Raw genomic sequence first — 12,307 nt, 5'->3', positions numbered from 1 at the left:
AAATTGTAACGTTCAAGAAACCGAAACAAGATCGTTAGCCGGCAACATATACGGAAAAACTCAAAAAAATAATGGGCTAACGATCAAGACTCGAAAACAAGATTGTTAGAAATTGTAACGTTCAAGAAACCGAAACAAGATCGTTAGCCGGCAACATATACGGAAAAACTCAAAAAAATAATGGGCTAACGATCAAGACTCGAAAACAAGATCGTTAGAAATTGTAACGTTCAAGAAACCAAAACAAGATCGTTAGCCGGCAAAATATAAAAAACTGGACCATATCAATCATGGTCCAGCCTCATAATATAAATCTACTTAACACATTCGTTTCAATAACTCAGCTTTAATAATATTTTGTGCTTCTTTGTAATTCTCTGCAGTATGTTCCTGTGCATTTACAATAAGTAAGTCGATTAAATCAGAATCACTTTTTTGACTAACTTCATCTTCGAATTGGAAAATGTTTTCTTCTGTTTCCCTATGGCTCGCGTTTGGCTTAATAATTTGATAGTAATTATCAGCGCCTAAACCACCTTCTTCAATCATAACTGAAATCTCTGAAGATCTTTGTTCATTCTGCCGGTTCACTTTTATAAGATTTTTACCTTCAACAGTCATTTGAAAAACCTCCTTGATTACTCATAATGAATATCCAAAATTCAAAGCAAGAGACAAATATCTATTTAACAATAGTGTATTATTACACGAGATAAATTACAAATAGAAAGCTCAGATAAAAAAACAAAATATTTTACATACGTAATAATTGTAGAATTATTAAATTATAATATTTTTACCAGTTATTGACAAAGTTTACAGAATAATTAAAATATTTACTATATATACATACTTTAACAACACAAGGGGGTATAAATATGAAACCATATTGGAAAACTTTTTTATTAGTATGTTTAAGTTTAATGCTTGTATTAGCAGCATGTGGCAAAGGGGAAGATAAGGATTCTAAAAAGGAATCAGCTATGGAAAATAAAACTGGAAAAAGTGATGCTAAAGGTGGCACTTTGAAAGTTGGTATCGGCGATGCACCTGAAGGTAACTTCCAAAGTATTTTTGCTGGTACAGCAGGTGATTCTGAAGTTATTGGTTATTTCAACGATGGATTAGTTGATTTCGATGATCATTTACAAATAAAGCCACATATTTTGTCATGGGATAAGAAAGATGGAGACAATTTAACTTATACTTTCAAAATGAAAAAAGGCATTAAGTGGCATGATGGCAATCCACTTACTATTAACGATTGGATTTTTACTTTAGAAACATTAGCTAATAAAGACTATGATGGTCCACGTTATAGTGGTGTTGAGCTTATTAAAGGTGCCGAAGAGAAACACGCTGGTAAAGCAGACAAAGTAGAAGGTATTAAGAAAATAGATGACTACACTGTAGAAATTACATTTAAGAAAGAAAAAGCAAACAATTTATATGCTTTATGGACTGGATCACTTATTAGTGAAAAAGTATTTAAAGATATTCCTGTAAAAGAGATGGCTAAATCTGATGCAGTTCGTAAAAATCCTATAGGTATAGGTCCTTTCAAAGTTAAAAATATTGTTGATGGAGAATCAGTAGAATTTGTTAAGAATAAAGATTATTGGCAAGGTGAACCTAAGTTAGACAAAATTAATTTAAGAGTTGTAGAACAAACTTCAATTGCACAAGCTTTAGAAAAAGGGGAAATTGATATATCTTCTGTTTCACCACCGATTGCTAAAGAAATTAAAGATAGTAAATCTGAAAACGTTAAATTATTAGAATCACCGTCAACATCTTATGCAATTATTGGTTTTGTGTTGAATGATTACGATAAAGAGAAGAATGAAATCGGTAAAGCACGTCCTAAATATCAATCTAAGGAATTAAGACAAGCTATGGCATATGCGATCAATCGTGATGAATGGATTAAAGCATTCTATCATGGTTATGGTAAACCGTTAAATGGTTTAATTCCATCATCACACTGGAGTGGTGCTAAAAAAGGTGAAGTAACAGAATACAAATATGATGTTAAAAAGGCAGAAAAATTATTAGATAAAGCAGGATACAAAGATAAAGATGGTGATGGCTTTAGAGAAGATCCAGATGGTAAAAAGTTTGAAATCAATCTTAAGCACTATGCAGGAACAAACCCAACATTTGAACCTCGTACAGCAGCACTTAAAGGATATTGGGAAAAAATTGGTCTAAAAACAAAAGTAGAAATGGTTGAATTTGGTAAATATAATGATGATTTAGAGAAAGGCTCTAAAGATATGGAAGTATACTTCCGTACTTGGATTCAAGGAGCAGACCCGGATCCATCAGAAATGTATAAATCAACAGCACTTTGGAATGAAACAAGGTATAAAAATGAAAAAGCAGACAAATTATTAGATGAAGCTTTAGACGTAAAAATTGTAGGTGAAGACCAAGATAAGCGTAAGAAGAAATATCTAGAGTGGCAAAAAATCTGGGCAGAAGAAATTCCAGCAATTCCACTTACTGAATTAATTGATACAACAGCTGTAAATAAAAGAGTTAAAAATTATGAAGTTTCATTAAAAGGTGCAAATCCAATCTACGAATGGGCTGTAGAAGAAGATAAATAAATATTTTAGTGCGTTAATTTTTTGAGTCTGGGACGAGTACTAATGTTCCAGACTCTTATCATATCTATTAGTGTAACATTTGAACCTTTATAAAAGGTGAAGGACTTACTAACTAACGGGGGGATAATATGCATGGTAATCATTTATTAGAAATACATAATTTAAGTACGGGATTTGATATAAACGGTAAGAACTACAATGCGATTTCTAATGTTAATTTAACTTTAGAGAAAGGTGAAATCTTGGGGATTGTAGGAGAATCTGGTTCTGGGAAATCGGTGTTAAGTATGTCGATTTTAAAATTATTACCTGAAAAAATTGCGAAAATTAATTCAGGTGAGATCAAATACATGGGTGAACGTATTGATCAATATACAAATGAACAATTAAATAATATTAGAGGAAAAGAACTTGCTATGATTTTCCAAGAACCGATGACATCACTTAATCCAGTATTTACAATAGGTAATCAATTAATTGAAATGATGTTATTACACTTAAATATTTCTAAGAAAGAAGCTAAAGAAAGAGCGATAGATCTATTGAAAAAGGTAGGTATACCAAGAGCACAGCAAGTTATTAACGAGTACCCTCACCAATTATCTGGAGGTATGAGGCAGAGAGTCATGATTGCTATGTCGATTTCTTGCTACCCTAAATTACTTATTGCAGATGAGCCTACAACAGCACTAGATGTAACTGTTCAAGCTCAAATATTAGAATTATTGAAGAAGGTTCAAGATGAAACGGATATGGGCGTTATCTTTATTTCACATGACTTAGGGGTTATTGCAGAAATATGTGATACTGTCGCAGTTATGTATGCAGGTAAAATTGTTGAACGTGCTTCAGTGGAAGAAATATTTAATAATCCTAAACATCCATATACGAAATTACTATTAAAAACGATACCAAGATTAGATATCAAACAAGATAAATTAGAAACGATTAAAGGTTCTGTACCTTCAATAGATAAAATACCGAGTGTTGGATGTAACTTTTATGATAGATGCCCATTTGCTATGGACGCCTGTGCAACGACAAATTTAAAAGATATCTCTATAAATGAACAACATAAAGTTTCGTGTCATTTATACGATGAATCGATATCAGAAAAAGGGGGTCCATTACATGTCTAATGAGTATGTATTAGAAGTTAAAAATCTTAAACAGTACTACCCAATTAAAGGTGGTGTTTTTCAGCGTAAAGTTGGAGAAGTAAAAGCAGTCGATGGTATTTCTTTTAATATTAAAGCTGGACAAACTGTCGGACTTGTTGGTGAATCAGGATGTGGTAAATCTTCAGCTGGTAGAACCATTTTACAATTACAAAAGGCAACATCTGGAGAAATTATATTTTGTGATCAAGACATTACGAAATTAAAAGGAAAGTCTTTAAGACAAGTGAGAAAAGGATTCCAAATGGTATTCCAAGATCCTTATGCTTCGTTGAATCCAATGCAGATGATTGGAGATATTATTGGAGAGCCAATTAGAAATTATTACAAGAAATCTCAAGAAGAAGTGAAATCAGAAGTGATGGAACTTCTAGAAAAAGTTGGACTTAACGAAGAAGCTTACTATAAATATGCGCATGAATTTTCTGGAGGACAAAGGCAACGTGTAGGTATCGCTAGAGCGCTCGCGTTAAAACCTAAATTGATTATTGCGGATGAACCAGTAAGTGCATTAGACGTATCTGTACAATCTCAAGTATTAAATATCATGGCAGACTTACAAAAAGAATTTGGACTGAGTTACTTATTTATTGCGCATGATTTAAGCGTTGTTAAACATGTAAGTGATTATATATGTGTGATGTATTTAGGACATATTGTAGAAAAAGGACCTGCTGATTTAATATATGAAAATCCTAGACATCCTTATACGCAATCGTTAATTTCAGCTATTCCGGAAATAGATCCTTCGAAGCGGAAGAAGAGAATTTTATTAGAAGGTGATTTACCATCACCGAGTAATCCGCCAAAAGGTTGTCCATTCCATACAAGATGTCCTTATGTGAGAAAAGAATGTTCAGTTGAAAAACCGAGCTATCGTAAAGTTGGAGACGAACATTATGCTGCATGTATTCTGCTAGAAGATGAGGTGAAAGTAAATGACAACTCTAATTATTAGAAGATTATTACTCATGATTCCATTACTATTTTTAATTTCTATTGTTATTTTTGGTTTAGCTAAAATGCAACCAGGAGATACGTTTACTGGTCAAAAGCTACCTAATGTCAGTTCGAAATATTATGAAGAACAAAGAGAAAAATTAGGACTTAATGATCCGCTCTATAAACAGTATCTTACATGGGGGAATAAAATACTTCATGGAGAATTAGGTGATTCAATTAGATATAAAAGACCAGTTATGGATTTAGTAAAAGAACGTATGCCTAATACGATTTTATTAGGTGTTATCAGTTTAGTTATTACATATATGATTGCATTTCCACTTGGCATAATTTCGGGTAGGAAACCATATAGTTTATACGATTATAGTATACAAGTGTTGAATTATCTTATGTTAGCCATACCTTCATTTGTAGCTGGTGTGTTTGCAATATATGTATTTGCATTTCAATTAGGCTGGTTTCCATTTTCAGGATCTGTTGAAATAGGACTTGAACAAGGTAGTTTTGCATATTATATAAGTAAATTATATCACGCTATTTTACCAGGAATGATATTGGGGTTATTATCAACTGCAAGTTATATACAATTCTTACGAAATGACATTATCGAAGTATCGAGAAAAGATTATATACGTACAGCACGTTCGAAAGGGTTATCGGAATCTAAAATTTATAATAAACATATTTTAAGAAATTCAATCATTCCGATTGTTACATTTTTTGGATCTGACGTGTTATCTGTATTTGGTGGAGCAGTTATAACTGAATCAATCTTTTCTTATCCTGGAATTGGGAAGTTGCTGATTGAATCTATTGGTGGTAAAGATTATCCACTCATGATGTCGTTGTTATTATTCTTTTCATTTTTAGGGTTATTAGCCAATTTAATTTCGGATATTTCATATAGTTTAGTAGATCCACGAATCAAGAGTAACTAAGGGGGGATAATATGAGTAAGCAAGATAAAATCAAAAACAAATCGCCTTTGACAATTGCAAGAAACAAATTTATACGTAACAAACCAGCTATGTTTGCGACCTTAATATTATCTTTAATATTCTTTGTATCTATAATATCACCTCTCATAGCACCATATGATCCAAACTTGCAAAATTTAGTCATGATTAAAGGTGAAATGACAACTGAGCATTGGTTGGGGACAGATTCAGGTGGTAGAGACATACTGAGTAGATTATTGTATTCTGGTAGAGTTTCACTCATTTTCGGTCTCGTTACGACTGTAGGATTAATGTTAATTGGAATATTAGTCGGCATGCTTTCAGGATATTATGGAGGATGGGTTGATACAATACTTATGCGTTTCACAGAGTTTGTGATGCTCTTTCCTTTTATACCATTCGCTGTTGTATTGAATGCGACTTTTAGCGGTAAAATTGAAAACAAATATGGATCTGCTTTAATACTTGCAATCGTACTGATTGCATTGTCATGGGTTGGTATTGCACGTATTGTTCGCGGTAAAGTATTGCAAGAAAAAGAAAATGAATATTTTTTAGCAGCTCAATCAATTGGAACACCTGTTTATAAAATTTTGTTAAAGCATTTATTACCTAATATACTGAGCGTTATTATTGTACAAGCAACATTAGTATTTGCAGTCCAAATTGTAGCAGAAGCGGGATTAAGCTTTTTAGGATTTGGTATTGATAAGACTGTTCCGACATGGGGTAATATGCTAACTGATGCGCAAGAAGGAGATATTTTGAGAAGTAAACCATGGATTTGGATGCCGCCAGCGATCATCATTACGGTTACGATTTTATGTATTAACTTTATAGGTGAAGGTTTAAAAGATGCACTGAATCCAAAATCAGTTCGTTAAGTACAGAAAGCTCAGATAAAAATTTTTAATGTATTTTTACAACACATCATGTGACCTGCACACCTTATGATTTACTTTTACACAATATTGATTTAGAATTGGTATATAAAGAATTAAGATATCTCTTAAAGAAAGTTGCAATTCTTTCAGACTTTTATATTTATGTATACCCAATTCATGAATATAATACATCTTAAATTTTAGAAAGGTGATCAAAATGGATAATAACCAACCAAAAGACGTTATTCTCATTGGTGCTGGTATTTTAAGTACGACATTTGGTTCTTTTTTGAAAAATATTGAACCAGATTGGAATATTAAGTTATTCGAAAGATTAGAACAACCAGCTATTGAAAGTTCAAATGAAAAAAATAATGCTGGTACAGGTCATGCTGCGCTATGCGAATTAAACTACACAGTTGAGCAAGAGGACGGTTCAATTGATGTTGAAAGAGCGAAAGAAATTAACGAGCAATTCGAAATTTCTAAGCAATTTTGGTCATACTTAGTTAAGAGTAAAGCTATCGAGAATCCACAAGAATTCATTAGACCATTACCTCACATTAGTTTCGTAATGGGTATTCGAAATGTAGATTTCTTAAAACGTCGTTATGATGCATTAAAATCTCTACCAATGTTTGAAGGCTTAACTTATACAGAAGATCATAAAGTATTAGCTGAGTGGATGCCTTTAATGATGAAAGGTCGTAATTCAAACGAACCCCTTGCAGCAAGTAAAATTGACGAAGGTACAGATGTTAACTTCGGTGAATTAACACGTAAATTAGTTAAAAATATCGAAAAACACGAAAATGCACAAGTTCATTTCCGTCATGAAGTAGTAGACTTTAAACAACTTTCTAATAGTAAATGGGAAGTTAAAGTTCGTAACTTAGAAACTGGTAAAGTAGAAACGCATGTTGCTGATTATATCTTTATCGGTGCAGGTGGACATGCCATTCCATTACTACAAAAAACAAAAATTCCTGAAAGTAGACATCTTGGAGGATTCCCAATTAGTGGTGCATTCTTAGTATGTAACAACCCTAAAGTTGTAAGTGAACATAATGCCAAAGTTTATGGTAAAGAGCCACCTGGCACACCACCAATGACTGTACCTCACTTAGACAGACGTTATATTCAAGGAAAAGAAAGTTTACTATTTGGTCCATTCGCAGCAATCGGTCCAAAATTCTTGAAAAACGGATCTAACTTAGATTTATTTAAATCTATTAATACAAGTAATGTTGTGACAATGTTATCTTCAGGTGTTAAAAACTTATCACTTGTAAAATATTCAATTCAACAAGTATTACAACGTAAAGAAGATCGTATGAAAGAATTGCGTCGATTTGTACCAGATGCAAAAGACGAAGATTGGGATATTCATATCGCTGGTAAACGTGTACAAGTTATTAAAGATACAGAAGAACATGGCCGTGGATTTATTCAATTCGGTACAGAAGTTGTAAATTCAGAAGACCATACTGTAATTGCTTTATTAGGTGAATCACCAGGAGCATCAACATCAGTATCTGTAGCTTTAGAAGTAATCGAGAAGAACTTCCCTCAATATATGGATAAATGGGAATCTAAAATTAAAGAAATCATCCCTTCATATGGTGAATCTTTAATCGAAGATACTGCTTTATTGAAGAAAACTCGTAAACAAACAGCAGAAGCTTTAGAATTAAACAAATAATGTTGAACAACAGAAGCCATTCCGTTAAGTCGGAATGGCTTTTTTATGTTTAAACGCACGAAGACTGAGAAATATCGTGCGCTGAGGTATAAAATCAGGGTGTAACGCACGAAGACTAAGAAATATCGTGCGCTGAGGTACGAAATCAGGGCATAACGCACGAAGACTGAGAAATATCGTGCGCTGAGGTATAAAATCAGGGCATAACGCACGAAGACTGAGAGATATCGTGCGCTGAAGTATAAAATCAGGGCATAACGCACGAAGACTGAGAGATATCGTGCGCTGAGGTATAAAATCAGGGCATAACGCACGAAGACTAAGAGATATCGTGCGCTGAGGTACGAAATCAGGGCATAACGCACGAAGACGAAGAGATATCGTGCGCGTATAAATGAATCGTTCAATTTTTAAGAAATCCTACTTTTAGAATTGTCCACTCCAACTATTCCTTCTAATTATTTGCTTGTGTATTATTATTTCATTTATCAAACAATAAAATTTCAAATTATTTTAGTGTGAGATGTGATTTTTTCGCTTGGTGATTGGTATTTCAATGATTGTATATATACGATGCATGAGTAATTTAATAGTCTTAATATTTTATTTATATAACTTATATTTTTATAGATGTAATAAGTAACAGTAGATAATAAGGTTCTAAACGACAGATAATTATTTTGAAAAATATTATAACTACGGTATGTGAGGAGGTACTAAGTGTTAGTTGCAATTATTGCGAATTTGTAATTAAAAAGATATTGTCGTATACCTTTTTACTTTTCTTTCATATTTACACTATGTTATATTTACTAATGTAAGGGCTTACATTTTATTGGGGAGGTCTTTTATGGAATGATTGTAATTATGAAAGATAGGGGATAATCGTATGCAAATTATTTCGTTCGAAGATTTGAAAGACATTGTCAAAAGTGGAGATGTTATTTCACTGGCAGCTTTATCAGTGAGTAATTTACCTGTGAGTGTCTTAAAGCATTTGGTTAAAGCTCATGATGATTATGGAAATCTTAATGATTTAACTTTTATGGTTGCGAATGATATTAGTGATTATCGTGGTGATGGTTATGATTTAGATTCATTTGTGAGTAGAGGTATGGTTAAAAGGCTCATTATGAGTATTATCATTGGTTCACCTAAAACGATAGAAGCGATAAAGAATAATGATGTAGAAGCATATTTTGTACCGCAAGGATTGTTAGCTACACATTATCGTAATTCGTTAGCCAAATTTCCAGATATGATTTCTAAAATAGGTTTACACACTTCCGTGGATCCTAGATTTGATGGCGGAAAAGTCAATGATGTGACTAAGGAAGATATCGTTTCTTTATTAGAAATTAATAATGAGGAATATTTACAATATAAATTTCCTAAAGTTGATATTGCATTGCTTCGTGGTACATACGCTGATAGCGAGGGGAACATTTATATGCATCATGAAGCACATTTGGGAGAAGGCTATGGTGCTGCTTTAGCGGCGCATCAAAATGGTGGAAAAGTTATTGTACAAGTTAAAGAAATTGTACAACATGGTAGCTTTAAACCGACAGAAGTCTTTATTCCTGGAGAGCTTGTGGATTATGTATGTGTAAATGATGACCCAAAACATCATAGACAGACCATTCAAAATTATTATGACCCAGCTATTTCGGGTGAATATAAAGTGCTTAGTATGCCTGAACCAGTTAATGAATTGAGTACACGTAAAGTGATTTTACGACGAGCTGCCCAATTTTTAAATGTAGGTAATGTTGTGAGTATAGGGTTTGGTATTAACAATGAATTATCGAATTTATTGGTTGAGGAAAAAGCTGAAGATTTAGTTCAACTGAATATAGATACAGGTGTATTTGGTGGAATGATAGGAAGTGGTCAAAACTTCGGATTAAATTACAATTTAGATGCGAAGATGCGACATGAAATGACATGGGACTTTATTTATAGCGGAGGCATAGATGTAGCTTATTTAAGCTTTGCTGAAGTGGATCAGTTTGGTAATGTCAATGTTTCAAAATATGGCGATAGAATGAATGGTTGTGGGGGATTCATAGATATTAGTCAAACGGTCCAAAAAATTATTTTCTCAGGAACAATGGTAGTAGGAAGTAAGACTACTTGGAATGATAAAGGTTTAGTTGTTGAAAAAGAAGGTCATGCTCAGAAATTTGTTGAACAAGTGCATAATATGGACTTCAATGCATCATATGCTAAGTCGTTAAATCAAGAGGTCTATTATGTAACGGAACGCGCTGTATTCCAATTAACCGATGAAGGTGTCAAATTAATTGAAATTGCAGCTGGATTAGATTTAGAGAAAGATATTCTATCCAATATAGCATTTCAACCGATAATTGCTGAAGAACTTAAAGTAACGGATCAGCAAATTTATCAAGAAAATTGGGGAGGATTGCAACAATGTATTAAAGACAATGGTTCAAACTATTAAGGGGGTAGTTTAATATGAATTACGATTGGATTAAAACGAGAGCGCAATATGACGAAGAAAAGGCGGCAGTTACCGATCCACTAAAAGGAACAGAATGGACTTATCAAGATTTAAATATTCGTGCTGAGAACTTAGCCAACCATCTTGAAGAACAAGGTATTAAAAAGGGAGATGTCGTTGGGATATTTGCACCAAATGATGTAGCGGTGATTGACTTACTATTCGCTTCATTTAAGATTGGCGCAGTATACTTTCCAATGAACTGGAGACTCAAACCGAACGAAATTGAAAGTGTTATTGAAGATTCAGGTGTGAAGTTTATATTCTATGCAAATCGTCATTTAAGTAGTTTACAAGGGATTGCAGATGACTATTTACACATGGATATCGATTCACCTGAATATGATGAACTTGTAAATCCTAAAAATCATAAACCATTCAAGACAGTAGATGTAGGTCGTGATGATTTAGCGGCATTAATGTACACAAGTGGTACAACAGGATTACCAAAGGGTGTCATGTTCACTTATGACTCATTCACATCGAATGCGATTAATACGATACTCACTTATAAAGTGAATTCAGGATTTTCATCTATTATTTCGTTACCAATGTTCCATGTATTTGGATTTAATGATTTAGTCATTCCATTGTTGATGGCAGGTGGCTCACTCGTATTACATCGTTACTTCGAAGGTGAACAACTCAATGATTTAATGGCTAAATATAAACCGAATTACTTATCGCTTATTCCAACAATGTATTACGCCATGTTAGTAGCACCTAACTTTGATGTGAAGAATTTTGACAATATTGATTTTCTTATTCAAGGTGGTTCAGCACCGTTACCTGGTGTTCAGAAAAAATTTGCAAGCATGGGGTTAAATATTATTAATGGTTATGGCTTAACAGAAGCACCATTAGCGATGATAAATACACCTACTAATTCACTTAAAAAGCCAATGAGTATAGGGAAGCCTGTTATGTACGTAGAATCAAGATTATTTGATGAAGATTTCAATGACGTACCTGTAGGTGAAATTGGTGAATTAGCGATTAAAGGTAAACAAGTTACACCAGGTTATTGGCAAAAACAAGAAGAAACGGATAAATCTTTCCATGATGGCTACTTCTTAACAGGTGATTTAGCACGTATAGATGAAGATGGCGATATATTTATCGTAGATAGAAAGAAAGAACTGATTATTACAGGTGGAGAGAACGTCTTGCCATCTGAAGTTGAAATCGTTCTAGCTGGTCATCCACTCGTAGCACAATGTGTTGTCGTAGGTTATGAAAATGAAAAATTTGGAGAAACTGTAGCGGCTGCTGTGTTACTCAATGAACAAGACCCAGATTTCGTAGAGAAATTAGATGCTTATATGCGTGAGAATTTAGCGAGTTATAAAGTACCTAAGAATTATCTATCTGTAACGAAAATGCCATTAACTTCAACTGCTAAACCAGATAAGTTAGAAGTGAAAGCTATGATGAAGAGAAAGTTTCAACAATAAACAAAGATGACGCTAACATGAATACTAA

General features: G+C 33.3%; 9 protein-coding genes. 8 read left to right on the top strand and 1 reads right to left on the bottom strand.

Going from position 1 to position 12,307, the window contains the following annotated elements; all coding sequences use genetic code 11:
* Positions 1-318 precede the first annotated feature (318 nt).
* Positions 319-621, bottom strand: coding sequence for a hypothetical protein (locus LQ622_RS12575; RefSeq protein ID WP_037589223.1), 303 nt, complete (start codon positions 619-621; stop codon positions 319-321).
* Between the two features lie 257 nt (positions 622-878).
* Here LQ622_RS12575 and opp4A point away from each other — a divergent pair, with 257 nt between their 5' ends.
* The 8 genes from opp4A (at position 879) to fadD (ending at position 12,279) form a co-directional block, all read left to right on the top strand.
* On the top strand, positions 879-2,612 hold the full coding sequence (gene opp4A / locus LQ622_RS12570; RefSeq protein WP_037589224.1) for an oligopeptide ABC transporter substrate-binding protein: 1,734 nt from the start codon (positions 879-881) through the stop codon (positions 2,610-2,612).
* A 128-nt stretch (positions 2,613-2,740) separates the two neighbouring features.
* Entirely contained in the window at positions 2,741-3,751 is a 1,011-nt protein-coding gene (locus tag LQ622_RS12565) for an ABC transporter ATP-binding protein (RefSeq protein ID WP_239775331.1), read from the top strand.
* Positions 3,744-4,748 carry an ABC transporter ATP-binding protein gene (locus LQ622_RS12560; protein WP_037589226.1) on the top strand — a complete coding sequence of 335 codons (1,005 nt, stop codon included), beginning with the start codon at positions 3,744-3,746 and terminating at the stop codon, positions 4,746-4,748. Before LQ622_RS12565 ends, LQ622_RS12560 begins: the two co-directional genes overlap by 8 nt.
* The gene (gene opp4B, locus LQ622_RS12555; protein ID WP_239775329.1) at positions 4,729-5,691 is read left to right on the top strand and encodes an oligopeptide ABC transporter permease; all 963 of its coding nucleotides are present in this window, start codon (positions 4,729-4,731) and stop codon (positions 5,689-5,691) included. Before LQ622_RS12560 ends, opp4B begins: the two co-directional genes overlap by 20 nt.
* An 11-nt stretch (positions 5,692-5,702) precedes the next feature.
* Entirely contained in the window at positions 5,703-6,596 is an 894-nt protein-coding gene (gene opp4C, locus LQ622_RS12550) for an oligopeptide ABC transporter permease (RefSeq protein WP_037589228.1), read from the top strand.
* 217 nt (positions 6,597-6,813) lie between these two features.
* A complete protein-coding gene (mqo, locus tag LQ622_RS12545; protein WP_025907630.1) occupies positions 6,814-8,298 on the top strand; it encodes a malate dehydrogenase (quinone) in 1,485 nt (494 codons plus the stop codon).
* 889 nt (positions 8,299-9,187) lie between these two features.
* Entirely contained in the window at positions 9,188-10,765 is a 1,578-nt protein-coding gene (gene fadX, locus LQ622_RS12540; RefSeq protein ID WP_204259079.1) for a fatty acid degradation protein FadX, read from the top strand.
* Between the two features lie 14 nt (positions 10,766-10,779).
* Positions 10,780-12,279: a long-chain-fatty-acid--CoA ligase FadD gene (gene fadD / locus LQ622_RS12535; RefSeq protein WP_037589230.1), complete on the top strand. Its 1,500-nt coding sequence runs from the start codon at positions 10,780-10,782 to the stop codon at positions 12,277-12,279.
* Positions 12,280-12,307: the final 28 nt, after the last annotated feature.

The sequence above is a fragment of the Mammaliicoccus sp. N-M50 genome, from assembly GCF_022386995.1.
In the GTDB taxonomy this organism is placed as follows: Bacteria; Bacillota; Bacilli; order Staphylococcales; family Staphylococcaceae; genus Mammaliicoccus; species Mammaliicoccus sciuri_A.
Note: the sequence above shows the minus strand (reverse complement) of the source record. Positions and strands in the feature narration are given on the sequence as shown.

Bases quoted from the DNA above. Each gene is read 5' to 3' on its own strand.
- opp4A (WP_037589224.1), top strand. From the start codon at position 879: ATGAAACCATATTGGAAAACTTTTTTATTAGTATGTTTAAGTTTAATG.
- mqo (WP_025907630.1), top strand. From the start codon at position 6,814: ATGGATAATAACCAACCAAAAGACGTTATTCTCATTGGTGCTGGTATT.
- fadX (WP_204259079.1), top strand. From the start codon at position 9,188: ATGCAAATTATTTCGTTCGAAGATTTGAAAGACATTGTCAAAAGTGGA.
- opp4B (WP_239775329.1), top strand. From the start codon at position 4,729: ATGACAACTCTAATTATTAGAAGATTATTACTCATGATTCCATTACTA.
- LQ622_RS12565 (WP_239775331.1), top strand. From the start codon at position 2,741: ATGCATGGTAATCATTTATTAGAAATACATAATTTAAGTACGGGATTT.
- LQ622_RS12560 (WP_037589226.1), top strand. From the start codon at position 3,744: ATGTCTAATGAGTATGTATTAGAAGTTAAAAATCTTAAACAGTACTAC.
- fadD (WP_037589230.1), top strand. From the start codon at position 10,780: ATGAATTACGATTGGATTAAAACGAGAGCGCAATATGACGAAGAAAAG.
- LQ622_RS12575 (WP_037589223.1), bottom strand. From the start codon at position 621: ATGACTGTTGAAGGTAAAAATCTTATAAAAGTGAACCGGCAGAATGAA.
- opp4C (WP_037589228.1), top strand. From the start codon at position 5,703: ATGAGTAAGCAAGATAAAATCAAAAACAAATCGCCTTTGACAATTGCA.